The following is a 25,224-nucleotide window of genomic DNA, read 5'->3' as shown; positions in this document are numbered from 1 at the left end:
GGTATATTGGAAATGAATAACCAATATGCCAGGTATTACCATGAATAATCTGCGACGCCTGGACATCAACCTGTTGCTGACCCTTGATGTCTTGCTCTCGGAACACAACGTGACCCGTGCGGCGCAACGCCTGAATTTGTCTCAACCGTCGGTGAGTGTTCATCTCGCCAAATTGAGGGACATTTTCGGTGATCCGTTGTTATTGCCAGGGCCACGAGGCATGCGGCCCACGGCCAGGGCCGATGAGTTGCGCGAGCCGTTGCGCCAGGCACTGGAAGCTCTGGAACGCGCCGTGTCGCCCGCCAGCCCTTTCAACCCGGCCGAGGCACGGCAGACGTGGAATGTCATGGCGTCCGACTATGGTGAGACGACTATCGTTTTGCCTGCGTTAGCCGGGCTGCGTTCGTCAGCCCCTGATACGCGCCTGGCGGTGTTTGACCTGGTTCCGTCACAGATAGCCAGACAAGCGGAGCAGGGGGCAATCGATCTGGCATTTCATACCAGCGAGGACGCTCCCCTCGGCTTGCGGCGTCGCGCGTTGTTTACCGAGCAGTATGTTTTGGTGGGTCGTGCCGGCCATCCGCAGTTGAAAAAGCGACCGACACTTGAGCAGTTCTGCGAGCTCGACCACGTGATCGTGTCACGGGATGGTGGGGCGTTTCAGGGTGCCACCGACCAGGTGCTTTCGGCGGTGGGCATGACGCGCCGAGTGGTGCTTTCAGTTCCGCATTTCCTGTTTGTGCGGTCGGTAGTGGAGAGCACTGACATGGTGGCGATGCTGCCGTCGCGGCTGGTTGGCGATGCGGGGGCGTTGGAGGTGGTCGAGCCACCGCTTGATGTCCCGGGTTACGAGATGTCGATGCTCTGGCCCGAGCGTGTTCATCGCGATCCTGCGCATCAATGGTTGCGTGAGTTCATTGTGAGTGCCTTGTGAGGGGCATCAATTGACCACAATCCTGTGGGAGCGGGCTTGCCCGCGATGGCGGTTGCACATCCAGCATTGATGTCTCCTGACACACCGCCTTCGCGGGCAAGCCCGCTCCCACAGGTTCTGCGCTGCCATGCCGGTTGTGTTCATTCAGCTGTTTGGCTAATCTCGCACAAACACGCAAAAACAGGCATAACCATGCAAGCCGAGCATTCCACCGCCGAACTCCCGCAGCTGCGCCGTCAGAAAATCCTCTTGATTCTCGAACGCGACGGCAAGGTCATGGCCTCCGAACTGAGCCAGCATTTCGCCGTGTCTGAAGACACCATTCGCCGGGATCTGTCGGAGCTGGCCAGCGCCGGGCTGGTGCAGCGGGTACATGGCGGGGCGCTGCCGCGGCCCAAGGACACGGGCAAGGATTACTTCACCCGGGTCGGCGAAACCGATGAAGTGAAAACCCGACTGGCCCAACTCGCCGCACGCCGGGTCAAAAACGGCCAGATCGTGATTTTCGATTCCGGCAGCACCACGCTGCAGATCGCGCGTTCGCTGCCTGCTGACATCTCCATTACGGCCATCACCGCGTCGCCGATGATCGCGATCACCCTCGCCGAATACAAAGGCATCACGGTGATCGTCGCCGGTGGTCAGCTCAACCCCGTGACTATGTCTTCCAGCGGACATGAAACCCTGCGGCTGATCGAGGGCATCAAAGCCGACCTGGTGTTCACCGGGGTCTGCGCCATTCATCCGGAAGTCGGCATCAGCTCGCTGCATTTCGATGAGGTGCCGGTGAAGCAGGCGATGCTCTCCAGCGCTTCCCACGTGATCGCCGTCACCACCGCGGACAAACTGGGGGCGGTGGAGCCCTTCGTTGTTGCGCCTTGCAACCGTGTGCATACCCTGATCACCGAACGTCACGTGGCCTCGGGCAATGTCGAGGATTATCAAAAACTGGGGATCGAGGTGGTGCAGATAGACGCTTGAGCGTCATCGCCGTCAGCGGTGTATGAGTTACGCTGATAGCTACGACGGGAGGAATGCAGTCATGACTGAGCGCCATATGATCCACTCGGAAACGCTATCGAACGGATGCACGATCAAGGTTAAGGCCGAGATATTGAGAGACGGTTCGCTGGGGATGTTCATCGGAGTTTACTGGCCGGACGGCTCGGCCATCGTTGAGGACAACCACCCGTCGCCGCATCTGCTGGACATGGAAGCCGCGCTGGACTGGGCCATCGAAAAAGCCAAGACCATCGGTAACAGCCAAAGAACGCTGTAAGGCTTGGCGATAACTGAATCATTAAGCATCTGGAAGGTCGTATCTGCGGTTTGCACGCACTTCGAATGAATTCGTGGATAGCGTCAACTCATCCCCGCAGCTCTGACCTTTGCTTTTAGGATGTTCAAATGAAGCGCACCGCGATAATGACCCTGGCCATTGCAAGTACCCTCCTGTTGGGAGGCTGCTTTCCTCACTGGGAAGATGACGACAGGTACGATCGGGATCACCGTCGTGAATACCGTCGCGACCATGACCGAGGCTATGACCAACGTGATGGTCGAGGGTATGACCGCGATTACGACCGTCGTGATGACCGCCGTCGTTACCGCGATCGAGACCGCGACGACCGGGACGACGATTGATATTTGCCCCTCAGCCTTCAGAGCGCAGGGCACTGCCGCTCTGATCTGCCGTTAGTCATGCGAGGTGTCACCATGGAAATTCTGACTGGACGTTTCGCTCGACCCCTCAGTCAATGGCTGATCGCGGCGGGTATCGGCCTGACCGCCATAACGCTCGATGCACTGGCGCAAACCCCACCTCAAGCCACTCAGGAAATAAACAGCTTGCTGGACTTTGTCGAGCACAGTGAGTGCCGGTTTGTGCGTAATGGAAGCGAATACCCTGGCCCTGAGGCCCGGGTACATCTGCAGAAGAAGCTGACGTACCTCGAAGACCGGAACAAGGTAAACAGCGCCGAAGACTTCATCGAGCTGGCGGCCACCCAAAGCAGTATGAGTGGCCGTGCCTATGAAGTGCGCTGTCCGGCAGGCGTACAACCCGCCAGCCTCTGGCTGAAGACTGAACTACAGCGGCAACGGCAAAGTCATTAATCCCTTTTGATGGGCTAGCGCAGCAGATGCACCGCCAGCCCGATCAGCCCGCACCCCATCAGTACTTCGATCACACCCCGCTTGAAGCGGAACAAGGCAATGGCCGCGGCAATGGCGATCAGCGCTGATGGCCAGTCGAGTTGACCGCCGAAGCCGTTGGGCCACAGCACGTGGTAGCCGAAGAAACACGCCAGATTAAGGATCACGCCGACCACCGCCGCAGTTATCGCGGTCAGCGGCGCGGTGAGCCTGAGTTCGTTGTGCGTCGATTCCACCAACGGGCCGCCGGCGAGAATGAACAGGAACGAAGGCAGGAAGGTGAACCAGGTCACCAGCGTAGCGGCGAGGGCGCCGGCCAGGAACATGTGTTCGGGGCCGAACACCTGCTGAACATAGGCGCCGACAAAACCAACGAAAGCCACCACCATGATCAGCGGCCCGGGAGTCGTTTCGCCGAGCGCCAGGCCATCGATCATCTGCGTGGGTGTCAGCCAGCCATAGTGGCCGACAGCGCCCTGATACACATAAGGCAGCACGGCATACGCGCCGCCGAATGTCAGCAACGCTGCTTTGGTAAAGAACCAGGCCATCTGGGTCAGGGTGCCTTCCCAGCCGAACAGGGCGGTGAGAATCCCCATAGGCAACACCCACAACGCCGCGCCCACCAGCAATAAACGCAGCAATTTAAAACTTCTGAAACGGGCGTGTTCGGGAGGCGGGGTGTCGTCGTCGATCAAGGCCGGGCCGAAGGATTTTTTCGTCGCACTGTGGCCCCCGGTGCGGAACCTTTCAGGCGCCAGACGTCCGCCGACATAACCGATGATCGCAGCGCCCAACACAATCAACGGGAAGGGCACATTGAACGCGAAGATCGCTGTGAATGACGCTGCGGCGATTCCCCACAGCCAGTTGTTCTTCAACGCTCGCGAGCCGATTCGGTGGGCTGCCTGCACCACAATCGCGGTCACGGCAGGCTTGATCCCATAAAAAATCCCGGCCACCACCGGCACTTCGCCAAAAGCGATGTACACCCAGGACAACACGATCAGGATGAACAGCGAAGGCAGCACAAACAGCGCGCCGGCAATCACGCCGCCCCACGTCCGGTGCATCAGCCAGCCGATGTAGGTCGCCAGCTGCTGAGCCTCCGGCCCAGGCAGCAACATGCAGTAGTTGAGGGCGTGCAGAAAACGCCGTTCCGAGATCCAGCGTCGGCGCTCCACCAACTCTTGGTGCATGATCGAGATCTGTCCGGCCGGCCCGCCGAAACTGATGAAGCCGAGCTTCAGCCAGAACAGAAACGCTTCCCGCAGGCTGATGGCCGCAGGCTTCGACAGGTCCTGCTCGACGGTCGAAGAGGGGGCTTTATTCAAATCACGATTCCTTTTTCAACTGTCGAGTCAAGCCTTCACGGCGCACCAAACATCGCCGTCCAGTAAATGCCCGCATCGCTCTTCGGGTCCACCGCATAGGCCGCCCCCAGCTCGCGAAATTGCGGGTTCATCAGGTTGGCGCAATGGCCCGGGCTTGCCAGCCAGCCATCGACCACCTTGCGTGCGGTGTCCTGTCCGGCGGAGATGTTCTCTCCGACCTGCTGACCGGCGTAACCCGCCAGTTCAGCCCGATCGCCCGGCGTGCGCCCGTCGCGGTCCTTGTGATCGAAATAATTATTGTTGGCCATGGCCCGGCTGTGGGTCTCGGCCGCGGAACCCAGTGTGGCGTTCCAGGCCAGCGGCGTCGTGGCGGCAAAGGCTTGGGTGCCGCACTGGCGCGTCTGAGCGCGGGCGCTGTTCATCGCTTCGAGCAGTTTCTGTCCCTCCGCCTGCCAGTCGCCCAGACGCCCGGTCAATAGCGGACGCGCCAGCACGATGCGCCATTCACGGCCATCGCGGCTGACGCCGATGTCGACGAATTGCGGGTCCAGCACCACTTGGCAGAAGCTCTCTTGAATCGCCTTCATGGCGGCCGGCGCATCACGCGGGCCGGACAAACTGATCGCCTGCACATTGACCATCGGATAAGCCGCGCGGGCCAGTGCCTGCTGCAAGTCGCCGATGCTGTTGGCGGACAGGACCAGGCGCGGATCGCTCGCCAGCGGCGGCAATTCCGAAGACGCCTGGCCGCCGCAGCGCTGCGCCTGACTACGGTAAACGTTGATCGACTCAACCAGCTGCGTTTCATCGGCTGCCGAGGCGGCGACGCTGAACACCAGCCCGAATGACAACACGGCAAGATGCAAAACGGATGACAGGCTGCGCATGAAAATCTCCCTTGAACGGACTGCGTCCATGATGCGCGATTTCACCCCTGTGAATGCAATGCCTTTCGCCTCGATATGCAGATTATTGTCAGGCGGCTGGAATGACTTGCGACGACTACAATCACAGCAAGTCAGCGCTACAACATCGCCGTTTCATTGCTCAAGCCAGTGTCATCGGAAGGATCGTTCATGCGATTAAAATGGGTACTCACCTGCTTCGCAATCATCCTTCTGTGCGGCCAGGTGTTGGGCGCTGACCAAGAGAAAAAACAGGAAGTGGCCGAAGACAAGGCGCACGTCCTGGAGGAGAAAGCCGCCGAGAAGGACGGCGAACTTCCGGTGCCCAAGTCCGCGGTCATCACCCCGTCCGAAGCGCAGGCGGTCGATCCGGCAGGCGCAGCCCCTCTGGACGATGCAATCACCTGCCTTGCACGCAGCATCTATTGGGAAGCCAAAGGTGTGGCACCTGCCAACATGGAAGCCGTCGCCAGCGTGGTCATGAACCGGCTCGGCCATGGTGGGTTTCCCGATACGGTGTGCGCCGTGGTCAAGCAAGGTTCTGAAACGGGCTCCTGCCAGTTTTCGTGGTGGTGCGACGGACGTGCGGATCAGGTAAAGGAAGACGACGAATATGCCCTCTCCAAGGAAATCGCGCGCAAGGCGCTCAACAAGCAACTCAAGGACCGCACTCATGGTGCTTTGTATTTCCACGACAGAACGGTAAAGCCCGCCTGGGCAAAGAAATACACCAGGACGGCCGAGACCCGGAAGTTTCTTTTCTATAAGCCTGGTGGCGGGAAGGCGCAGTAGGTACGAATCGCTCGATGAGCATTGGAGGAGGGCGCTGCCGGTAGAATTTTACGGTTTTTTTACGGTGGATGTTCTTCCCCGCAACGATACTTGCCGCGTTTCTTGATCATCAATAAAGCCTGCGATCCTTCGTCCCCCGGCTGACTTGAGGTCAATTCCTTTTCCCTCCGTTTCAGAGAAGCTACCCGTGAGCGAAACAGCGATCCCTGCCCATGAAGAATCCCATTCCAGAACCTCGGGAGTGGGTTTGCTCGTCGCCGCGGTAGGCGTGGTTTATGGGGATATCGGCACCAGCCCGCTTTACACCCTCAAAGAAGTGTTCGCCGGTCACTACGGCGTCCAGGCCAATCACGACGGTGTACTGGGCGTTCTGTCGTTGATCTTCTGGTCACTGATCTGGGTCGTCTCGATCAAGTACGTGTTGTTTATCCTGCGCGCCGACAACCAGGGTGAGGGTGGGGTCATGGCCTTGACGGCGCTGGCGCGTCGGGCCGCCGCGCCCTTTCCCAAAATGAGCAGGGTCCTGGTATTGCTTGGCTTGTTTGGCGCGGCGCTTTTTTACGGCGACAGCATGATCACCCCGGCCATCTCGGTGCTCTCCGCGGTTGAAGGGCTACAACTTGCGTTCGATGACATCGAGCATTGGGTGGTGCCGTTGTCCGTTGTCGTCCTGGTGGCACTGTTCCTGATCCAGAAACATGGCACGGCGCGTATAGGGATTCTGTTCGGCCCGGTCATGGTGCTGTGGTTTGTGGTGTTGGGCGCACTCGGCATTTACGGCATCTTGCAACGGCCGGAAGTTCTGCAAGCGCTGAATCCTGCGTGGGCGGTGCAGTTTTTCGTGGTTCATCCGGGCATCGGCGTCGCCATCCTGGGCGCCGTCGTGTTGGCATTGACCGGCGCTGAAGCACTGTATGCCGATATGGGCCATTTTGGTCGCAAACCCATTGCTCGTGCCTGGTTCATCCTGGTGCTCCCCGGCCTGGTACTCAACTACTTTGGCCAGGGCGCGCTGATCCTCGGGAACCCTGAAGCGGTACGTAATCCGTTCTATCTATTGGCACCTGACTGGGCGCTGCTGCCGATGGTCGCGCTCTCGACACTGGCCACCATCATCGCCTCCCAAGCCGTGATTTCTGGTGCGTTCTCACTGACTCGCCAGGCCATTCAGCTGGGTTACGTGCCTCGTATGTTTATCCAGCACACCTCCAGTCAGGAGCAGGGGCAGATTTACATCGGCATGGTGAACTGGGCGCTGATGGTCGGCGTCGTGTTGCTGGTCATCGGCTTTGAATCGTCCAGTGCACTGGCGGCGGCTTATGGTGTGGCGGTGACGGGAACCATGCTGATTACCACCATACTGTCCTCGGCCGTTGTATTGCTGCTGTGGAAAACGCCTCGTTGGTTGGCGATTCCGATGTTATTGGGTTTTCTCGTAGTGGACAGCCTGTACTTCGCCGCCAACGCTCCGAAGATCTTCCAGGGCGGTGCGTTCCCGGTGATCGCCGGTATTGCCCTGTTCATTTTGATGACCACCTGGAAACGGGGCCGAAAGATCATTGTCGAGCGACTGGACGAAACCTCGCTGCCTCTGCCGTTGTTCATCAGCAGCATCGGCTCGCAGCCACCCCATCGTGTGCAGGGTACCGCGGTATTTCTGACGGCCAGGGCTGATGCGGTTCCGCATGCCCTCTTGCATAACCTGTTGCACAACCAGGTTCTGCACGAGCAGGTGGTGTTGCTCACTGTGGTGTCTGAAGACAGCCCGCGTGTGGCTGCGGATCGGCGGTTCGAGGTCGAGGCTTATGGTGAAGGGTTCTTTCGAGTGAGTCTGCACTTTGGTTTTATAGAGGAGCCTGACGTACCTCTGGCGTTGAGCCTTTGCCATTTGAAAGAGTTGGATTTCAGCCCAATGCGCACCACGTATTTCCTCAGCCGGGAGACTGTCATCCCGACCAAACGAATCGGCATGGCTCGTTGGCGCGAAAGCCTGTTCGCGTTTTTGCTGAAGAACGCCAACAGCAACCTCAAATACTTCAAGTTGCCGCTCAATCGTGTGATAGAGCTGGGCACGCAGGTTGAGATGTAGACGGCAACAGTCAGTCAAACACAATCCCTGTGGGAGCGGGCTTGCCCGCGATTACGGTGTATCAGGCAACATTAATGTTGGCTGACACTCCCTCTTCGCGAGCAAGCCCGCTCCCACAGGTTTTGCACCAGATTTTTAGCTTTGCAGCGCCACTCAGGCGCTTTGAGCCGGGCTCATGGCCGGGTAATCGATATACCCCTGAGCGCCCGGTGCGTAGAACGTGTCTTTGTCCGGCACATTAAGCTCGGCGCCTGTGCGAAAACGCTCGGGCAGGTCTGGGTTGGCGAGGAATGCGTTGCCAAACACCACCGCGTCGGCCTGGCCCTTAGCGAGCAGGGATTGGGCGGCGTTTTGGTCGAGCCCGCCACCGATCAGGTAGCTGCCATCGAACAGGGGACGCAACAAGGCGTGGTAGTCGACGCTGGCGCCGAAGAGGGCAACGTGCAAATAGGCGAGATTCAGCCCACGCAATTGCTCGACCAGATACGTGTAGGTTTCTTGCGGATTGGCATCGACGATGTCGTTGAAGTTCATTTCAGGGGAGAGCTTGATGCCAACGCGATCGCTGCCAATTTCCGTCGCTATGGCGTTCAACACCTCCAGTACAAAGCGAGCACGGTTTTCAGCCGATCCACCGTACTCATCCGTGCGCTGATTGCTGCCCGTCGAGAGAAACTGTTCAGGCAGATACCCCGAAGCGGCATGCAGCTCGACACCGTCGAAACCGGCCTCGATGGCCAGGCGTGCGGCCTGACGGTAGCCTTCGATGACCGCGGCAATCTCGACCACGCTCAGCGCCTGTGGGGTGACAAAGTCCTGAAGGCCTGTGGCTGTCCAGGTCTGACCGGCGGGTTTGATCGCGGAGGGGGCCTGTGGCAGGGCGCCGTCAGGCAACAGCGAAGGGTGCGATATGCGTCCGCAGTGCATCAGCTGCATGAAGATCCGCCCACCGCGAGCATGTACGGCTTCGGTCACTTGCTTCCAGGCGGTCACTTGCTCGGCGGTTTCGATACCGGGAGTGCGCACATAACCCTTGCCCAGAGCCGCAGGGAACACCCCTTCAGAGATGATCAACCCGGCACCGGCGCGCTGCGCGTAGTAGGTCGGCACCAGCTCGCTTGGCACCCCGAAATCATCGGAGCGCGAACGGGTCATCGGTGCCATGACCATGCGGTTGGACAATGTATGGCGACCGATCTGGACTTGAGAAAAAAGCGAATGCATTGCGGTACTCCTCAGTAAACGATGTGGCTATCATTGATCAATCCGAATCCGGGATAAACCGGGTAAAACTGAATTGACTGATCCACTGATGGAGCAATGACATTGGAGTTTCTCAACGACATGGCGTTGTTCGTCGAAGTCGTGAAGGCGCGCAGTTTTCGCCGGGCGGCGGAGGCGATGGGGATGCCGAATTCGACGCTGTCGCGCCGGATAAGTGGCCTCGAGAAGGAAATCGGGCTAAGGCTTTTGCATCGCACCACGCGAAAAATCGAGCTGACCGAGGCGGGGCAGTTGTACTTCGATCGCTGCAAACGCATCGTCGACGAAGCCCGGCTCGCGCACGAGCAGCTCGGCGAAATGCTGGCCCGGCCCAGCGGTGTACTGCGGGCTTCACTCCCGGTGGATTTCGCCAATATCTACCTGGCACCACTGATTGCGGAGTTTGCCCAGCTGTATCCCGGTATCAGCTTCGAGTTGGATCTGACCCCACGTCAGGTCGATCTGGTGAGTGAGCCGGTTGATGTGGTCATTCGCATGGGCGAGCCCGCGAGTTCGAACCTGATTGCCCGCAAGCTCGCCAGTTTGCGCCGCTGCCTGTATGCCTCACCCCGTTATCTTGAACTGCACGGTGATCCGATTCATCCCTCGGACCTGACCAACCACGAATGCCTGCGTATGCGCGGCACGCGCGCCGACCGCTGGATACTCTCCGGCAGTGAAGCGGAGGTGGAGGTTGAGGTTGGCGGTCGATTCGAACTCAACAGCGTGGGAATGATTCGACGACTGGCGACGCTGGATGTGGGGATTGCATTATTGGGGGAGGGTATCGTTGCGCAAGACGTCGCCGATGGCACACTGCGCAGAGTCTTGCCGCAGTGGCAGGCTTCACCCGTTTCGGTTTACGCCCTCACCGAGACACGGCTGTTGCCGGCTAAAACCCAGCGGTTTATCGAGTTTCTGCGTGAACGGCTTGAGGATGCCTAGTCTTCCAGGGGTGTTCATGGAGTGGGCTCTTTCTCTACTCTATGCAGTCAACGAGCAACCGCTATTAAAAACCATTTTGAGATAAGTGATGTCTTTGAGCCCAACATCAAGTCACCCATCAGCCGCCGGCGGTAATAGCATGATCGAGGTCACCGAGGTTTCCATAGCCCAACTGCGTGCTGCGCTTGAGTCGGGCCAGACGACGGCGGTTGAGCTTGTCCAGGCCTATCTCGCCAGGATCGATGCCTACGACGGCCCCGACACGCCCACCGCGCTCAACGCGGTGGTGGTTCGCAACCCCGATGCGCTCAAGGAAGCGCAGGCGTCCGATGCCCGTCGGGCCAAGGGTGAGACGCTGGGTCCGCTCGATGGCATTCCCTATACGGCCAAGGACAGTTATCTGGTGAAGGGGCTCACCGCAGCCTCTGGAAGTCCCGCCTTCGCCAACCTGATTGCTTATCGCGATGCGTTCACCATCGAACGGCTTCGTGCCGCTGGCGCGATTTGCCTGGGCAAAACCAACATGCCGCCCATGGCCAACGGCGGTATGCAGCGTGGGGTCTATGGCCGTGCCGAGAGCCCGTACAACGCTGACTATCTCACCGCACCCTTCGCATCGGGCTCATCGAACGGCGCCGGTACCGCAACCGCCGCCAGTTTCGCGGCATTCGGCCTCGCCGAAGAAACCTGGTCGAGCGGCCGGGGGCCTGCCTCGAACAATGGTTTGTGTGCCTACACGCCTTCGCGCGGGGTGATCTCGGTGCGCGGGAACTGGCCGTTGACGCCGACCATGGACGTAGTCGTGCCGTTTGCCAGGACAATGGCAGACCTGCTCGAAGTGCTCGACGTGGTGGTGGCGGATGATCCCGACACACGGGGCGATCTGTGGCGGATGCAACCTTGGGTGCCCATTCCGAGTGTCGCCTCGGTGCGTCCCGCTTCGTATCGGTCGCTTGCCGCGAATACCGATGCCCTCGCCGGAAAGCGCTTCGGCGTTCCTCGTATGTACATCAACGCGGATCCCGAGGCGGGCACGAGTGACGCGCCTGGCATCGGCGGTCCGACAGGCCAGCGAATCAACACCCGTGCCTCCGTGATCGGCCTTTGGGAGGAGGCTCGCAAAGCACTTGAAGCCTTTGGTGCCGAAGTGATCGAAGTCGATTTCCCGCTGGTCTCCAATTGCGAGGGCGATCGTCCTGGTGCACCGACGGTGTTCAACCGCGGCCTGGTTTCCAAAGAGTTCCTTCACCATGAGTTGTGGGACCTGACGGCTTGGGCGCTCGACGATTTTCTGCAGGCCAATGGCGATCCAACACTCAATCGCCTGGTCGACGTGAATGGGCCGCTGATTTTTCCGCACGACCCAGGAACGCTGCCCAACCGTGAGGACGACCTTGCCGCGGGCATGGACGAGTACGTGCGGATGGCCGAGCGCGGCATCACCCCTTGGGATCAGATCACCACAGTGCCGGCCGGACTACGCGGCCTTGAGCAGACGCGCCGACTCGATCTTGAGGACTGGATGGATCGGTTGGGGCTCGACGCGGTGATCTTCCCGACGGTGGCCGACGTCGGGCCGGCGAATGCCGATGTCGATCCGAAGTCTGCGGACATCGCGTGGAGTAACGGTGTCTGGGTCGCCAACGGCAATCTCGCCATCCGCCACTTGGGTGTCCCTACGGTCACGGTGCCGATGGGCGTCATGCCGGACATCGGCATGCCCGTCGGGTTGACCTTCGCCGGTCGTGCCTATGACGATTCGACGCTGCTTCGCTTGGCTTCGGCGTTTGAGTCGACGGAGACGAAGCGATTGATTCCGCCTCGAACCCCACCCTTGTCGGGTGGCCAAAAATAAGAAGGGCGGGCCAGAGTGATCTGGCCGTACTCAACACTGCAGCCCACAAAAATAACCTGAGTTCCCATACTTGAGCCCGGTCTGGAGCTTTGCATGAAAGTTGGCGTGATCTCCGATACCCATGGCTTACTGCGCGCCGAAGCCCTTGCTGCCCTGGAGGGTTGTGAACGGATCATTCACGCCGGCGACATCGGCAAGCTCGAAATCCTTGATCAACTGGCGTCCATTGCCCCGCTGCACGTAGTACGCGGGAACAATGATCTGGACGCCCCTTGGGCAGAAAATATCGCCGACCGACTATGTTTCGACCTGAATGGATGGCAGACCTTACTGGTTCATGACATTGCCGATGTCCCTGCCGTGCTTGATGCAGACATAAGGCTGGTGATCACCGGCCATTCGCATAAGCCACGCATGGAATGGCGCGGCGAACGGCTATACCTCAACCCGGGCAGCGCTGGCCGGCGGCGCTTCAAACTACCGGTGACGCTGGCTCTACTTGAGGTGCTTACGTGCTCGATTGAGCCGCGCCTGGTTTCGCTACTGGAATGACATTCCTTGGATGGTCTTGGTAAGGCATGCGGATTCAGTTCTTCTATGGATATCGGAGACCTTCATTCATCCATTGCTCCTTCTTGCTCTGCCTCTACCTTGTTTTTAGGTTGATAGAGTCCTGGCGCGCCTGTATATCCGGTACGTGACGCGGCATTGCCAGTCGCTCCCTGTAACTTTGCATTTTCGGCTTTTAACCATTCGTCCATTGCTCTTTCTTGCTCTGATACCTTATTTTGAATTTGATAGAGTCCTGGCGCGGCTGTATACCCGGTACGTGAAGCGGTATTGTCAGTCGATCCCTGTAATTTTGCCTTTTCCGCTTTTAACCGTTCGTCCATTGCTCTTTCTTGCTCTGCTGATACCTTGTTTTGAGGTTGATAGGGTCCTTGGGTGGCTATAGGTCCACTGCCGTCATAACTGGGCTCGTAGTTTTTAACGGTGCCATCCTTCAAATGCTCCGTTGAACTAGCAATTTCTCTTGAATTTCTATCGTCTTTTTTAGTTTCAGTCGCAGCCTGGCTTGAGTTCTGACTGACAGAGTTTTCACTAGAATTAACGGTGTTTGCGATGGGTGTATCACTGGCCGTGTTAGATTTCAGGGGAGGGGTGGCGGGAGCAGAGACGGTGTCTACTCTAACTTTGGATTTATTTTTCTTTCCCGATTTATTACTGTTTTTTTGCATTTTCTTAGTCGTTGAAAAAGCAGAGTTTAGTTCTTTTTTATTCTTGTGAATAAGATTGTCAATCGGAACGTAGCTAATAAGTTGGTTGGGTCTTTTTCTAATATTTGAATTATAAAACTTCACTTGTCTCTGTGTTAGCTGAATATTAGCAATGGCCGGCAATCGAATGAGGCCAACAATCGCCTCGCGAGCAATAGCATAGGTGAGTTGATCAAAGCTGTAAAAAGAACTATTACTGGATTTTGGTATGGTAGGGGACAGTGCCATTATTTCAATGGCGCTCTCATGCATGGAGAGTATTTTTCCTGCCACTAAATCTTTATAGGTGTAAACAACATTGCACTTCGATCGAGTTCCACTCCAAGCGTTGCTTATCGACACTGAAGATACTTCTGTGCTTATTTCAATGCGGCCACTGTAATTTCCAAATTCGATAAAGCGATCGCTGTCATGGATTTCTTTCTGGGTCGCATTCTTGATGGCGCTTCCCCAGTTCGAAACTTGCAATTCGCCTGAAAAGGTATTGTCTATATCTACATTTCCTTTGGTTTTTATTTCTGCAGGAAGCACAATAGTATCTACATTGTATGCAAGGTCATAATAGTCAATGTCAGGAACAATGCTCTTGTTTCTTTCGCTTGAGATTTCTGAGTAATTTCTTATGTCGGCACAACTCGTCATTACGAAAAAGCTAAAAGCCAGCACGAGTAAGGCCGTCCTTTTTTTTATCGACATGTTACTCTCCTATGATTGTTGATTAAGGGCTTGCTTTTTCGCTGACGCATAACAGTGATTAGACCGAGTTCGGCGATAACGAAATAATAGAGGTCTCTAGATAACCCTGCGCTACCCATTCCGACTTTTTTTTAAAAGTTCATATAAATCATAGACCTATATTGCACGCCCAACTCCTCAGCTGTAATCGCGCGACTTCTTTTTTTTGGCGCCAATATAACTAGCCGATGACAGAACGCGATCAATAGGGGTCGAGGAGGCTGAATGTAACCCTTGGCTTTGGGAGGTCGCTTTTGGCCCAGGCCGAGAAAATATCGCCGACCGACTATGTTTCGACATGACCTTGCCGATGTCCCTGCCGTGCTTGATGCAGACATAAGGCTGGTGATCACCGGCCATTCGCATAAGCCACGCATAGAATGGCGCGGCGAACGGCTATACCTCAACCCGGGCAGCGCTGGCCGGCGGCGCTTCAAACTACCGGTGACGCTGGCTCTACTTGAGGTGCTTACGTTATCGATTGAGCCGCGCCTGGTTTCGCTACTGAAATGACATTCCTTGGATGGTCTTGGTAAGGCAAGCATCTCCCCCGTAGGTAGCTTTGCAACGGAAGCGTTAACGACCAGACCTGTTGTGTATCACTCGGCTAGACCTAAAGCGAGGGGCCAGCCTGCTGAACGATTTAGCCAACCTGTTGCGTCCACCGGTTGAATCACAACTCAAGGCTGACAGTGGTGATAGGCAGAAATCGGCCAATACGGACATTGGACGGGAGAACCGCAAGCTATGCGTGACCGCTACTAGCTGGAGCGCCCCAGTAAAACGCACCCAAATGCGCCAAGTCCGCTAAACCGCCCCAAGGGCAGGCGCAACACCGTCTAATCTGAGGAGAGCACGACCACAACCACGCTTCTAGTCTCTTGATACAGGAAATGGGATGACCGGAAAAACAGCGCGCCAATGCTGAGCTGATTAACGTGAGCCCTAACCCGGTGGTGCAGGGAACGCGCAACGATAAAGCCGCACAGAAGTAGAAATGGAAACATATGAAAATTAATTCAATACATAACAGTCAAATTGTTGCTGAAAGGGGGCTGGGTCGGTCGCGTCGAGTTTATTCCTTTATTAGAAAGGGCAATTCGAATATACATTATGAAATTTTAGTAAACCTATTTTTTGTGATTTCCATATTTCTCTGCGGAGCTTTTTGTCCTGGCTACTCAAGCGCTGTAGAAGTCAATGACAAAGCCAAAAAAGATAATGATTCATGCGCACTCCCTGAAGATATTTCAAGATTGGAACAATATTTGTCCAGCCATATTTGGAGTGGTCTATCGCTCTCCTCCATAGAAAAGTTGCGCCATGAGTTTTCTGTGATTAGAGACGATACTATTACGGATATTTTTTACTCTAAAGATAAGAAGGTGAGACTCATTGGCCTGTCGAAAAAGTGCACTGCGCCAGACGGCGTTAAGTTTGAATGGAAAATAGCTGCAGCGGTTGACATGAGGGGGCGCGCAATACTTCACCAGCTATTCTTGATTTATGCATTTGACGATATTTTCAATGGGCGACGGAAATTTTCATTTGAACACTTTCGCGGGAGCAACAAGGAATACTCAAAATTAATATCCAATGAAACTGTTGGCATTCTCAATGCTGCCCAAACAGCTGAATACATGGAAAAGTTAGGCGCTGTACCAATGGAAGTCAGAGGCAATGACGGCTCAACTAATGAATTCGTTTACAAAATAGACCCGGAAAAGGATATGGCCTCTAGAATTGCGGTATGGAACTTCAGCAAGAGAATCACAGTAAGGTACGACGCAGGTCGAATGATTAATGAAGTGGTCGTTAGGGGGATTGAATAGGCTGATGAGGACGTTGGCTCCCTGTTCAGGAGGTGCCGAAAGTACACCTTGGCGAGCGGCTGCTTTGGACTGCAGCCCTTCGTGACGGACAGAAAACGGCCATTAGCGGACGTTCGGCCTACATCCGCTTTCTATGCAAACTTGCCATTCGCTACGAGCTTGTGGCGAAGTAAGCATTGTTTCAATTGAAGGAACCATTTCTCGTTACTGCTCAAGCATCAAGCTACGCTAAATTATCATCGGCTTTTCTACAGGTGCGACTTCCGGTTGAAACTGCTCCTGTGTGTGCCTGTTGTGCGGTGGCGGCTCCTCTGGTTCAGGCGCTGGAGTCTGATACTTGGCGGCATGCTCGTCATCTACTGACATTTTTTTAGTGCGCTTATTTGATTGTTATGGTGACTTTGCCTTTTGATCTGCCCTGCTCGACGTACCGCAACGCTTCTGCAGTCGATTCAAAAGGGAAGGAACGATCGATGACCGGTTTGATGACGCCAGCCTCGATAAGCGAGGTGATTTTTTGCAGTTGTATCCCGTCGGCACGCATAAACAAAAATGCATAGCTCACCCCATGTTTGCGGGCTTTTCTGCGAATACCGCTGCTCAGCAGGCGCATGACTTGCCCCAGCACCCAAGGCAAGCCTTGCTCTTGGGCAAATTGCGCGGTCGGCGGCCCCGAAAGGGAAATGAGCTGTCCGCCAGGCTTGAGAACCTTGACCGATTTCTCCAGTACATCGGCGCCGAGGCTGTTCAACACCACGTCGAAATCGCGCAACTCGTTTGCAAAATCCTGTTGTTTATAATCGATGACCACATCCGCCCCGAGCGCCTTCACCCATTCGACATTCGCCGTACTGGTGGTCGTCGCAACGAAGGCGCCGAGGTGTTTGGCGAGCTGGATGGCAAACGTGCCGACACCGCCGGATCCGGCATGAATCAACACCTTCTGACCTTTTTTCACCTGGGCGGTCTCAACCAGCGCCTGCCAGGCCGTCAAGACGGCCAAGGGGACGGACGCCGCTTCGGCCATGTCAAGGTTCGAGGGTTTCAGCGCGAGCGCGTTTTCGTTCACGGCGATCAGTTCGGCAAACGTCCCGATCCGATCCTCGGGAGGGCGTGCATAGACTTCGTCTCCTGGATTGAATCGCTTCACCGCCGAGCCCGTGCGAACGACCACACCCGCCAGGTCATTGCCCAATATCAATGGAAATGTATAGGGCAGGATCAGTTTGAATTCCCCGGTTCTGATCTTCGGGTCCAACGGGTTCACGCTCGTTGCATGCACCTGGATCAGAACGTCATGCACACCGACCGCAGGGTCGGGCACTTCGCCAATCATTCCGTTCTGCTTGCCGTAGCGGTCGATAAAAAATGCCTTCATGTTGCAGCTGCTCTTGTCGGTGGAATGAGAATGGGGCGCGGCCCCGGCAACGTTGATGCGATGAGACGTTCAGGCTGTCAGGCGTCGAGGAACGCCAAAGCCTTGGCCACGAAATCGGTAGGGTGCTGGAAAATGCTGCCGTGCCCGGCGTCCTGGTAAATGATCAGTTGCGCGTTGGGGATTCGCTTCGCCAGCTCACGCGAGTTGACCGTGGGCACCATGATGTCGTTGTCCCCGTTGGCTATCAGCGTCGGCATACGCAGGCGACCGAGTTCTTGCGGCGCCTGCTTGCCCCACGCAGTAATGGCTTTCAATTGCCGTAAAAACGCGCGGGGTGTCGGGCCTTTGTCCCGGTCTTGCCTGCGCTCTTTCAATCGTTGCAAATACTCGGACGCGGCGCGTTGTCCGTTGGCCGTGGTGGTAAAGAACAGGTAGAACTTGGGATCTCGTAGCGTCAGCAGACCCTTGATCATTAACGGCCAGGTCACCGAGCCGACGTTGTCGATGCCTGTGCCGCCGGCCGGTCCGGTTCCGGTGAGGATCAGCCTGCGCACGCGTTCGGGAGCTTTCAGGGCGATGTCTTGAGCGACGAAGCCGCCGAGTGAAAAGCCGAGCAAGTCAACCTTGTCAAAACCCAGCGCACGGATCAGGCCGATTGCATCGTCAGCCATCTCACCGACGGTCAATGGCGCGGCGCCGCCCGAGCCACCAATACCGCGGTAATCAGTCGTGATGACACGCCGGGTTTTTGCCAGACCGTCGATGATCCTGGGGTCAAAGTTATCCAACACTGCCCCCCAATGGTTGAACATGACCAGCGGGACCTCCGTCCTGGGTCCCAGGTCACGATAGGCGAAGGGTATCCCGCCAATCAGAACCGACTGGTTCGTCGCGTTGATAAATGACGACTGCGAACCCGGGTGATTGCTTGTAGCCATAAGGGTCATGTTTACTCCGTCCGATTGCGGGGCGAGGCCGAGCTGCTCGACAGGGTTCAGACTTGAGTCAAATAGCGTTGCGCCACGGCGGACTGCCTGATCTGCGACAAAAGACCCTGACGCGCGGTTTGCAAGGCATCCCAGCGCTCGCCTTCATGCAGCGGAGGAATGGTCACCGGTTCGCGACGGTCGAAACCAACCAGTGCGGCATCAACCAGGTCACCCACTTCCATGATGTCGCTCAAGGTGTTGATGTCGATACCGGCGCGATCCCAAATTTCCGTGCGGGTGGCGGCGGGCAGTACGGCTTGCACATAAACACCCTGAGGCGAAAGTTCCAGGCTCAGGCCTTGGGAAAGGAATAGCACAAACGCCTTGGTCGCCCCATAGACCGACATGCCGAACTCAGGTGCCAGACCCACCACCGAACCGATGTTGATGATCGCGCCTTCACCTGCTTTGGCCAGGCGTGGCGCGATGGCGCTGGCGAGCCGCACCAGCGCGGTGGTGTTGAGGGCCACCAGTTGCGCAACGCTGTCGGTGCTTTGCTCGATAAAGTTGCCGGACTGTGCGGCGCCGGCATTGTTGAGGAGGATGCCGATGCGCGCGTCATCCCGCAGGCGCGCTTCGACAGTGTGCAGGTCGCTGAGTTGAGTCAGGTCGGCCTGAAGCACTTCAATGGTGACGTTGTGTTCGCCGCGCAACTTTGCGGCGAGCGTTTCCAGGCGCGAGTGGTCGCGGGCGACCAACACCAGATCATGCCCACGTTGGGCGAAACGCTCGGCGTAAACCGCGCCGATGCCAGTGGAAGCGCCAGTGATGAGAACGGTAGGGCGAGTAGTCATGATGTCAGCTCTTTTTTCGGGAACATAATGGGGATGGATGCACGATCAAAATCAGGCTCGATCAGCCAGCACCTGGTTCGCGGCAACGCTTGATTCGGCAAGCGTCGGGTAGTCGATGTATCCCGCCGCACCGCCGCCGTAGAGTGTGGAGGGGTCGAAGGCGGACAGTGGCGCACCGGTCTTGAGCCGCTCCACCAGATCAGGGTTGCCAATAAAAGGGCGGCCAAAGGCGATCAGGTCGGCCTTGTCATGCGCAAGGCGTGCCGTGGCCAGGTCCAGGTCATAGCCGTTGTTGGCGATGTAGGTGTTCTTGAAGCGCTGGCGCAAGGCGTCGAAATCAAAGGGCGCCACGTCGCGAGGTCCACCGGTCGCGCCTTCGACGACGTGCAGATAAACGATGTCCAGAGCATTGAGTTGGTCGACGATGTAATCGAACTGAGCCTGTGGATCACTGCTCGATACACCATTGGCCGGCGAGACAGGCGAAAGGCGAATGCCCGTGCGATCAGCACCAATCTCGGCGGCCACCGCGGCCGTCACTTCCAGCAGCAGGCGCGCACGGTTTGCGATCGAGCCGCCGTAGGCATCAGTACGCAGGTTGGCGCCGTCTTTGATGAACTGATCCAGCAAATAGCCGTTTGCACCGTGGATTTCCACGCCGTCGAAGCCTGCCGCAATGGCGTTTGCCGCCGCTTGGCGGAAATCGTTGACGATGCCCGGCAGTTCGTCAGTCTCCAGCGCTCGCGGCTCGGAAACGTCCTCGAAGCGATTGTTGACGAACACCTTGGTCGCGGGACGAAGCGCGGAAGGGGCTACCGGTGCCGCGCCTTGCTGTTGCAGATCGACGTGGGAAACACGGCCCACATGCCACAGCTGCAGGAAAATTCTCCCGCCCTTGGCGTGCACGGCATCGGTCACCTTGCGCCATCCCTCTATCTGCGGCTGCGTGTAAATGCCCGGGGTATCCTGATAGCCCTGTCCCTGCTGCGAGATCTGCGAGGCTTCGGAAATCAGCAAGCCCGCGCTGGCTCGCTGGCTGTAATAGGCAGCAGCAAACTCACTCGGCACAAAGCCTTTGCCGGCGCGATTGCGCGTCAGTGGGGCGAGAACCACGCGGTTCGACAGCGTCAGGGCGCCAAACGTGTAAGGGGTAAACAGATTCAGGTCGCTCATGGGTGTTTGTTCCGTGCCCGTTGGTAAAAGGTCATATTGCTTGCGATTAGGATGATGATCGAAATCTAAACTGTCAACGGTTTTGATTATGTTCAACATCTATGTATCATCAACCGATGAATTTCAGCGGTAGCGAGGTATCGAACATGCGAGTGTCCAAGGCCCAGGCCCAGGCAAATCGGGAGCACATCGTCGAAACGGCCTCAGTCGTGTTTCGCGAGCGCGGTTTTGACGGTGTCGGCGTGGCCGACCTGATGGCCGCCGCCGGTTTCACCCATGGCGGTTTCTACAAACATTTCGGTTCGAAGGCTGACCTGATGGCCGAAGCCTCGGCCAATAGTCTTGCGCAGTCACTGGCCAGCGCCGAAGCATTGAGCGTGAAGGATTTCATCGATGTGTATGTGTCCAGGGATCATCGCGACGGGCGCGCCACGGGTTGCACCATGGCGGCGTTGTGCGGTGACGCGGCGCGTCAGTCGGGCGATTTGAAGTCGGCATTCGCTGAAGGCATCGAGCGCACGTTGCAAACGCTCGGCGAAAAATACCCGACCGGACCGGATGCGGCGCCGGGTGAGGCGAGGGTGAAAATGATCGACCTGCTGGCGCGAGCGGTCGGCGCGATCATGTTATCGCGCGCCTGTCCTGACGACTCGGCGCTGGCCGATGAAATACTGGCGGTGTGTCACGCGCAAATGACCGCATCTTTATCTATTCAATCGTAGATTCAGTCGTAGAGGGGATAGATGGATGTCGCACAAAGCGTGCTGACGCGCTTTCATTTCGTCGTTGGACGACATGCATGAGTGTCCGCTCAGGGTCAAAAGCTGCTTGCTCCACTATCGCAGCGGAACATACACATCAGTTTGCCATTGATCCTGCGGTGTTTCGGGATAGACGCTCAGGTAATGAAAGAACAGTGGCTGGTCACGAAGTTCCTCTCCACTGGCAGGAAGCCAATCGCGGTAAATCGGATAGATCGATTCGCCGATGTGATCCGGTGACCCTGCGTGTCGCACCACGACGCAGCGACCGCCAGGAATGACGATCTCGTGCACGCCGAACTCATTCGGCGCCACGGCCTCGTGAATCTCGCCGCAAATGGCGAAGCGCAATGCGTGTGGAGGTGTCGTATCGGGGTTGCCATAGGGAATGCCAAAGGTGCGACTCGATCCCACCGGCGACTGTCCGCTCTGCATACGCCACTCGATGAACTTGCGCACGCTCTCATTGACGAGCCCGGCGGGTCCGCAGTGCTCAAGCGTTGCTACCCTGACTTCAGGGAATTCCACGATTCGTACTTGCATGATGATAGTCCTGGAAAAATGAGGGATTGCGAATACCGCATTCCAGACCTGCCAGTTCGGTTCCTTCCTGAATGCACTCGGCGTCATACCGAACGCCCGCCTGAACGCCCTGCAAAATGCCTCGGGACTTTCAAAGCCGGCACCGAGTGCGGCGTTCAGTACCGAGTGATCAGCGAGGGCGGTCAGGCGATGTGCCGCGCGTCGTAGCCGCATCAGTTGCACATAACGTGAGACAGGCACTCCTACGAACGCGGTGAATTGTCGATGGAAGTGAAACGCCGAAAAGTTCGCCACATGGCTCAACGTCTTCACCGACAGATCACCTTCGAGATGGGCATCAATGTAGGCGAGTACGGCGTTGAAGCGTTTTGTGTAAGCGAAGTGGGTCGGCATGTCAGACACTGGGAAAAGGCTCCTGGAAGTACGGTCGTCAATAGAGTCGACTATAGCGGCGTGAACGCGCCTAGCCGCGTTTGCTCAAGGCACGTTTTGGGTTGGCCAATGCGATTATTTCCAAAAATCTGACAGCGCTTGGTTAATTCAGCAGACGCAAAATTGTGTAGAAGTGCGATTTTCGTTCCGGTTTTGCCTGTCAAACCTGCTTTAAAGCGTTTTTACACAGCCAGGGCCGAAAGCAGACGCCCGTTACCTCGCCTACGCTAGGAAGGAACAAAAGGGTGAAGGCGTAGCCACATCCGGCTTACTGACACACGTTCGCCACGCAAAGGAAGCGATGAATATTTTTGTGATGCTCCAGCCGCTGTTCGACATGCTGATGTGGCTGCTGCCATTGTTGGTCCTGGCCATCATCATCAAGACGCCCTGGTTCAAGGGCTGGTTCGGTGAGTTGCTGGTGCGGGCATTTGCCCACTATGGGCTGGATGGCCAGGTCTACCGCCGGTTGCACAACGTCACACTGGATACGCCCGATGGCACTACCCAGATCGATCATGTGTTTTTGTCGCCTTTTGGCATTTTCGTGCTGGAGACCAAAAACATGGGCGGCTGGATCTTTGGAGGTGAGCGCCAGGCCCAGTGGACACAGCAGATCTTCCGGCATCGCTTCAGGTTCCAGAACCCGCTGCGGCAGAATTACAAACACTTGAAGGCACTAGAAGCGCTGCTCAGCGTTCCGCCCGAGCACATCCATTCTGTAATCGCCTTCGTCGGCGGCAGCAGCTTCAAGACCGTCATGCCGGACAATGTCACCCAAGGCGTCAGCTGCATCCGCTATATCAAGTCCTTTCAGCAGCCTGTATTTAACGACGCGCAGGTGAGTGTAATGGTGAAGGCGCTGGAGAGCGGGAAGAGGGACAGTACGTTCACTACCCACTACGAGCATGTACAACGCCTGAAACAGCGAAACGACCCTTTCGCGAAACGCAGTTGCCCGCGTTGTGGAAGCGCTTTCGAAATTCGTATCCGTAAGACAGGCGATAGAGCAGGCGAGCGATTCTGGGGCTGCAGCGCCTACCCCAAATGTCGAGCGAAACAGGATTTGGATTAGTCCTCCAGGCACTTCGTCCTTTGAAGCCGCGAATGAAAGCAACTGACTAGTCATCCGTTCCCGGCAAAAACGGCCGCTCATGAGTTTTCTAGTCCAGCGCCTGGCTTCAGCACTGGCCACATTCGACGGGTCTCAGCGCTGGTTAACGCTTCAGAGCCGCTTCGATCGCCGCGATGTCGATCTTTCTCATCCCCATCATGGCGTCGAACGCGCGCTTGGCCGCCGCTCGATCAGGATCGGTTATCGCAGCTGTCAGAACGCGTGGTGTGATCTGCCACGACAGTCCCCACTTGTCCTTGCACCAGCCGCAGGCACTTTCCTGGCCGCCATTTCCGACAATCGCGTTCCACAAGCGGTCCGTTTCGGCTTGGTCGTCGGTCGCAACCTGGAACGAGAAAGCCTCGTTGTGCTTGAACGCCGAACCCCCGTTCAGCCCGAGACAAGGGATGCCCATCACCGTGAACTCGACCGTCAAGACATCGCCCTGTTTGCCCGCCGGATAGTCGCCAGGCGCGCGAAGGACAGCGCCCACAGTGCTGTCCGGAAACGTCTCGGCATAGAACTTCGCAGCGTCCAGCGCGGTGCCGTCGTACCAGAGACAAATCGTGTTTTTGCTGATCATCTTGGTTCTCCAAAATGGGGACTGATGCGTGCGTTCTAGTAGCGTAGGTAACCGGACAATTTTGGCAACTTGCGTACCTTGAGGAGGGCGCGCACTTAGATGACCGGATGCGTACGCCGACGTCACTAACGGCAGCGGCTTTAACAACAGGCCACCTTGCTTATGGCCCCAGGGTAGCTTTAATAAATGGTGATCGCCCTTAGCAACATTTGTTCCGTTCGAAAGGAGCAGAAAATGTACAAATTAAGAGTCTTTGTGGCGTCAAGCGCGTTCACACTCGCTGCATTCATGACGTTACCTGTGTCGGGCGCTGAGCAACCGATGGCGGGCCACATATCAGTTCTACCCTCCGATCTCAAATGGTCTGATGCGCCATCGGTCGCGCCTGGCGCCCAAATCGTAGTCATTGAAGGCGACCTGAAAACTGCAGATCCGTTTACCTTTCGGCTCAAGCTACCTGCAAACTCTAAAATAGGTGTCCACACTCACCCGGTAGTGGAACGTGTCACCGTAATTTCCGGCACTTTTCACCTGGGAGTCGGCGACAAATTTGACCCCGCCAAAGCCAGGGCCTACACGCCGGGCGGCATCACGATCATGCCTGTTGGTATGCCGATGTATGTATTCACCCAAGAAGAAACTGTCGTGCAGATCCATGGGACCGGCCCGTGGGGTATCAATTTTCTCAATCCCGCGGATGACCCAAGGAAGAAGTGACCTATCTACCTGACATTCCCACCATCACGCAGGCGCATGGGTGAGTACATGCGCCAGCCCAGCGACCAATCTGATTTATTCCCTGACTGCACGCATTGAATGAAATCAATGCTGGTTCTCTTGAGTTCGGTTGCAACACGAAGCGGACGTTCCCGGGGGCCCGCTAATGGCCGAAAACTAACGGGCATCCGGTCAGCCCGAATCAGTCCGCTAAACGGAGCCAAGGGCAGGCGCAGCACCGTCTAATCTGAGTAGTACGCGAGCACAAACATGCCTCACGCCTCTTGCTACAGGGGAAACGGGATGACCGGAACAACAGCGTGCCAATGCTCGTCATGGGTCCTACTCTCCCTGCTAGCCATCAACCTGGTGCTGAGTGGATGTTCAGGCAAAGCTGCCACGGCCCGCTATTCGGCCTCAAACATAGGCTCAAACTGCTATGCAAAAGCGCTACCCACTGCTGGCGAGGGTGGCCTGGCTTGGGGCTCCACCTTGAACATGGCTCGCGCAAAATCCCTGGCTAACTGCATACGCTATGCCGGCCGATCCGGTGGCACGCCGGATACCTGCGAAGTGGTGTTGGCGGAGTGCAAAAATTAGAAAACGGGTTTTCCAGAGCCTTGGC

Annotated in this window: 25 protein-coding genes and 1 pseudogene; 16 read left to right on the top strand and 10 right to left on the bottom strand. The window is 56.9% G+C overall.

Features of this window, described 5'->3' with window-relative positions:
• Window positions 1–40: 40 nt before the first annotated feature.
• From TU81_RS09875 to TU81_RS09855, 5 genes are all read left to right on the top strand, one after another.
• Window positions 41–934 carry a LysR family transcriptional regulator gene (locus TU81_RS09875; RefSeq protein ID WP_048395311.1) on the top strand — a complete coding sequence of 298 codons (894 nt, stop codon included), beginning with the start codon at window positions 41–43 and terminating at the stop codon, window positions 932–934.
• Window positions 935–1,126: 192 nt separating this feature from the next.
• On the top strand, window positions 1,127–1,915 hold the full coding sequence (locus TU81_RS09870) for a DeoR/GlpR family DNA-binding transcription regulator (protein ID WP_048394792.1): 789 nt from the start codon (window positions 1,127–1,129) through the stop codon (window positions 1,913–1,915).
• A gap of 61 nt (window positions 1,916–1,976) precedes the next feature.
• Window positions 1,977–2,213, top strand: coding sequence for a hypothetical protein (locus TU81_RS09865; RefSeq protein ID WP_007904583.1), 237 nt, complete (start codon window positions 1,977–1,979; stop codon window positions 2,211–2,213).
• 128 nt (window positions 2,214–2,341) lie between these two features.
• On the top strand, window positions 2,342–2,578 hold the full coding sequence (locus tag TU81_RS30740) for a hypothetical protein (RefSeq protein ID WP_080772176.1): 237 nt from the start codon (window positions 2,342–2,344) through the stop codon (window positions 2,576–2,578).
• Between the two features lie 72 nt (window positions 2,579–2,650).
• Window positions 2,651–3,049, top strand: coding sequence for a YfeK family protein (locus TU81_RS09855; RefSeq protein WP_048394788.1), 399 nt, complete (start codon window positions 2,651–2,653; stop codon window positions 3,047–3,049).
• A gap of 14 nt (window positions 3,050–3,063) precedes the next feature.
• On the opposite strand, the gene chrA is transcribed toward TU81_RS09855, so the two are convergent.
• Both chrA and TU81_RS09845 read right to left on the bottom strand, forming a co-directional pair.
• Window positions 3,064–4,422, bottom strand: a complete 1,359-nt coding sequence (gene chrA / locus TU81_RS09850) for a chromate efflux transporter (protein ID WP_048394786.1) — start codon at window positions 4,420–4,422, stop codon at window positions 3,064–3,066.
• A gap of 35 nt (window positions 4,423–4,457) precedes the next feature.
• A complete protein-coding gene (locus tag TU81_RS09845; RefSeq protein WP_048394784.1) occupies window positions 4,458–5,309 on the bottom strand; it encodes a CAP domain-containing protein in 852 nt (283 codons plus the stop codon).
• Window positions 5,310–5,498: 189 nt separating this feature from the next.
• Between TU81_RS09845 and TU81_RS09840 the strand changes: the two genes are divergently transcribed.
• Both TU81_RS09840 and TU81_RS09835 read left to right on the top strand, forming a co-directional pair.
• A complete protein-coding gene (locus TU81_RS09840) occupies window positions 5,499–6,119 on the top strand; it encodes a cell wall hydrolase (RefSeq protein ID WP_048394783.1) in 621 nt (206 codons plus the stop codon).
• 187 nt (window positions 6,120–6,306) lie between these two features.
• On the top strand, window positions 6,307–8,208 hold the full coding sequence (locus tag TU81_RS09835; protein WP_038983807.1) for a potassium transporter Kup: 1,902 nt from the start codon (window positions 6,307–6,309) through the stop codon (window positions 8,206–8,208).
• Window positions 8,209–8,361: 153 nt separating this feature from the next.
• On the opposite strand, the gene TU81_RS09830 is transcribed toward TU81_RS09835, so the two are convergent.
• Entirely contained in the window at window positions 8,362–9,432 is a 1,071-nt protein-coding gene (locus TU81_RS09830; protein ID WP_048394781.1) for an alkene reductase, read from the bottom strand.
• A gap of 102 nt (window positions 9,433–9,534) precedes the next feature.
• Between TU81_RS09830 and TU81_RS09825 the strand changes: the two genes are divergently transcribed.
• From TU81_RS09825 to TU81_RS09815, 3 genes are all read left to right on the top strand, one after another.
• Entirely contained in the window at window positions 9,535–10,416 is an 882-nt protein-coding gene (locus TU81_RS09825; protein ID WP_048395309.1) for a LysR family transcriptional regulator, read from the top strand.
• 139 nt (window positions 10,417–10,555) lie between these two features.
• Window positions 10,556–12,271 (top strand): amidase, encoded by a 1,716-nt coding sequence (locus TU81_RS09820; protein WP_048394779.1) that lies wholly within the window; start codon window positions 10,556–10,558, stop codon window positions 12,269–12,271.
• Window positions 12,272–12,364: 93 nt separating this feature from the next.
• The gene (locus TU81_RS09815) at window positions 12,365–12,823 is read left to right on the top strand and encodes a metallophosphoesterase family protein (protein WP_048394776.1); all 459 of its coding nucleotides are present in this window, start codon (window positions 12,365–12,367) and stop codon (window positions 12,821–12,823) included.
• A gap of 62 nt (window positions 12,824–12,885) precedes the next feature.
• Here TU81_RS09815 and TU81_RS09810 read toward each other — a convergent pair whose 3' ends face one another.
• Window positions 12,886–14,244 carry a hypothetical protein gene (locus TU81_RS09810; protein ID WP_048394774.1) on the bottom strand — a complete coding sequence of 453 codons (1,359 nt, stop codon included), beginning with the start codon at window positions 14,242–14,244 and terminating at the stop codon, window positions 12,886–12,888.
• 336 nt (window positions 14,245–14,580) lie between these two features.
• Here TU81_RS09810 and TU81_RS29460 point away from each other — a divergent pair.
• Both TU81_RS29460 and TU81_RS30260 read left to right on the top strand, forming a co-directional pair.
• Window positions 14,581–14,796: pseudogene (locus TU81_RS29460) on the top strand (metallophosphoesterase family protein); the annotation flags it as partial.
• 494 nt (window positions 14,797–15,290) lie between these two features.
• A complete protein-coding gene (locus TU81_RS30260; protein ID WP_151152232.1) occupies window positions 15,291–16,115 on the top strand; it encodes a hypothetical protein in 825 nt (274 codons plus the stop codon).
• Window positions 16,116–16,494: 379 nt separating this feature from the next.
• Here TU81_RS30260 and TU81_RS09800 read toward each other — a convergent pair whose 3' ends face one another.
• The 4 genes from TU81_RS09800 to TU81_RS09785 form a co-directional block, all read right to left on the bottom strand.
• Window positions 16,495–17,493, bottom strand: coding sequence for an NADP-dependent oxidoreductase (locus TU81_RS09800; RefSeq protein WP_048394770.1), 999 nt, complete (start codon window positions 17,491–17,493; stop codon window positions 16,495–16,497).
• Window positions 17,494–17,570: 77 nt separating this feature from the next.
• On the bottom strand, window positions 17,571–18,440 hold the full coding sequence (locus TU81_RS09795; protein WP_048394769.1) for an alpha/beta fold hydrolase: 870 nt from the start codon (window positions 18,438–18,440) through the stop codon (window positions 17,571–17,573).
• 47 nt (window positions 18,441–18,487) lie between these two features.
• Window positions 18,488–19,276, bottom strand: a complete 789-nt coding sequence (locus TU81_RS09790; protein WP_038983787.1) for an SDR family NAD(P)-dependent oxidoreductase — start codon at window positions 19,274–19,276, stop codon at window positions 18,488–18,490.
• A 51-nt stretch (window positions 19,277–19,327) separates the two neighbouring features.
• Window positions 19,328–20,449, bottom strand: coding sequence for an alkene reductase (locus TU81_RS09785; RefSeq protein WP_048394766.1), 1,122 nt, complete (start codon window positions 20,447–20,449; stop codon window positions 19,328–19,330).
• Between the two features lie 146 nt (window positions 20,450–20,595).
• On the opposite strand from TU81_RS09785, the gene TU81_RS09780 reads away from it, so the two are divergent.
• Window positions 20,596–21,171 carry a TetR/AcrR family transcriptional regulator gene (locus TU81_RS09780; protein ID WP_038984235.1) on the top strand — a complete coding sequence of 192 codons (576 nt, stop codon included), beginning with the start codon at window positions 20,596–20,598 and terminating at the stop codon, window positions 21,169–21,171.
• A 114-nt stretch (window positions 21,172–21,285) separates the two neighbouring features.
• On the opposite strand, the gene TU81_RS09775 is transcribed toward TU81_RS09780, so the two are convergent.
• On the bottom strand, window positions 21,286–22,155 hold the full coding sequence (locus tag TU81_RS09775) for an AraC family transcriptional regulator (RefSeq protein ID WP_048394765.1): 870 nt from the start codon (window positions 22,153–22,155) through the stop codon (window positions 21,286–21,288).
• 331 nt (window positions 22,156–22,486) lie between these two features.
• Between TU81_RS09775 and TU81_RS09770 the strand changes: the two genes are divergently transcribed.
• Complete coding sequence (locus tag TU81_RS09770) at window positions 22,487–23,260, top strand: nuclease-related domain-containing protein (protein ID WP_038983784.1); 774 nt, start codon at window positions 22,487–22,489, stop codon at window positions 23,258–23,260.
• Window positions 23,261–23,402: 142 nt separating this feature from the next.
• On the opposite strand, the gene TU81_RS09765 is transcribed toward TU81_RS09770, so the two are convergent.
• Complete coding sequence (locus tag TU81_RS09765; protein WP_038983783.1) at window positions 23,403–23,882, bottom strand: VOC family protein; 480 nt, start codon at window positions 23,880–23,882, stop codon at window positions 23,403–23,405.
• Between the two features lie 234 nt (window positions 23,883–24,116).
• Between TU81_RS09765 and TU81_RS09760 the strand changes: the two genes are divergently transcribed.
• Window positions 24,117–24,599, top strand: a complete 483-nt coding sequence (locus TU81_RS09760) for a cupin domain-containing protein (RefSeq protein ID WP_038983782.1) — start codon at window positions 24,117–24,119, stop codon at window positions 24,597–24,599.
• A gap of 303 nt (window positions 24,600–24,902) precedes the next feature.
• On the top strand, window positions 24,903–25,199 hold the full coding sequence (locus TU81_RS30735) for a hypothetical protein (protein WP_080772174.1): 297 nt from the start codon (window positions 24,903–24,905) through the stop codon (window positions 25,197–25,199).
• Window positions 25,200–25,224 lie beyond the last annotated feature (25 nt).

It is taken from the genome of Pseudomonas lini, from assembly GCF_001042905.1.
Taxonomy (GTDB): Bacteria; Pseudomonadota; Gammaproteobacteria; order Pseudomonadales; family Pseudomonadaceae; genus Aquipseudomonas; species Aquipseudomonas lini.
Note: the sequence above shows the minus strand (reverse complement) of the source record. Positions and strands in the feature narration are given on the sequence as shown.

Excerpts from the sequence above, each read along its gene's own strand:
- TU81_RS09875 (WP_048395311.1), top strand. The coding sequence starts at position 41 with ATGAATAATCTGCGACGCCTGGACATCAACCTGTTGCTGACCCTTGAT.
- TU81_RS09870 (WP_048394792.1), top strand. The coding sequence starts at position 1,127 with ATGCAAGCCGAGCATTCCACCGCCGAACTCCCGCAGCTGCGCCGTCAG.
- TU81_RS09865 (WP_007904583.1), top strand. The coding sequence starts at position 1,977 with ATGACTGAGCGCCATATGATCCACTCGGAAACGCTATCGAACGGATGC.
- TU81_RS30740 (WP_080772176.1), top strand. The coding sequence starts at position 2,342 with ATGAAGCGCACCGCGATAATGACCCTGGCCATTGCAAGTACCCTCCTG.
- TU81_RS09855 (WP_048394788.1), top strand. The coding sequence starts at position 2,651 with ATGGAAATTCTGACTGGACGTTTCGCTCGACCCCTCAGTCAATGGCTG.
- TU81_RS09845 (WP_048394784.1), bottom strand. The coding sequence starts at position 5,309 with ATGCGCAGCCTGTCATCCGTTTTGCATCTTGCCGTGTTGTCATTCGGG.
- TU81_RS09840 (WP_048394783.1), top strand. The coding sequence starts at position 5,499 with ATGCGATTAAAATGGGTACTCACCTGCTTCGCAATCATCCTTCTGTGC.
- TU81_RS09830 (WP_048394781.1), bottom strand. The coding sequence starts at position 9,432 with ATGCATTCGCTTTTTTCTCAAGTCCAGATCGGTCGCCATACATTGTCC.
- TU81_RS09820 (WP_048394779.1), top strand. The coding sequence starts at position 10,556 with ATGATCGAGGTCACCGAGGTTTCCATAGCCCAACTGCGTGCTGCGCTT.
- TU81_RS09815 (WP_048394776.1), top strand. The coding sequence starts at position 12,365 with ATGAAAGTTGGCGTGATCTCCGATACCCATGGCTTACTGCGCGCCGAA.
- TU81_RS09810 (WP_048394774.1), bottom strand. The coding sequence starts at position 14,244 with ATGTCGATAAAAAAAAGGACGGCCTTACTCGTGCTGGCTTTTAGCTTT.
- TU81_RS30260 (WP_151152232.1), top strand. The coding sequence starts at position 15,291 with ATGAAAATTAATTCAATACATAACAGTCAAATTGTTGCTGAAAGGGGG.
- TU81_RS09800 (WP_048394770.1), bottom strand. The coding sequence starts at position 17,493 with ATGAAGGCATTTTTTATCGACCGCTACGGCAAGCAGAACGGAATGATT.
- TU81_RS09795 (WP_048394769.1), bottom strand. The coding sequence starts at position 18,440 with ATGACCCTTATGGCTACAAGCAATCACCCGGGTTCGCAGTCGTCATTT.
- TU81_RS09790 (WP_038983787.1), bottom strand. The coding sequence starts at position 19,276 with ATGACTACTCGCCCTACCGTTCTCATCACTGGCGCTTCCACTGGCATC.
- TU81_RS09785 (WP_048394766.1), bottom strand. The coding sequence starts at position 20,449 with ATGAGCGACCTGAATCTGTTTACCCCTTACACGTTTGGCGCCCTGACG.
- TU81_RS09780 (WP_038984235.1), top strand. The coding sequence starts at position 20,596 with ATGCGAGTGTCCAAGGCCCAGGCCCAGGCAAATCGGGAGCACATCGTC.
- TU81_RS09770 (WP_038983784.1), top strand. The coding sequence starts at position 22,487 with ATGAATATTTTTGTGATGCTCCAGCCGCTGTTCGACATGCTGATGTGG.
- TU81_RS09765 (WP_038983783.1), bottom strand. The coding sequence starts at position 23,882 with ATGATCAGCAAAAACACGATTTGTCTCTGGTACGACGGCACCGCGCTG.
- TU81_RS09760 (WP_038983782.1), top strand. The coding sequence starts at position 24,117 with ATGTACAAATTAAGAGTCTTTGTGGCGTCAAGCGCGTTCACACTCGCT.
- TU81_RS30735 (WP_080772174.1), top strand. The coding sequence starts at position 24,903 with ATGACCGGAACAACAGCGTGCCAATGCTCGTCATGGGTCCTACTCTCC.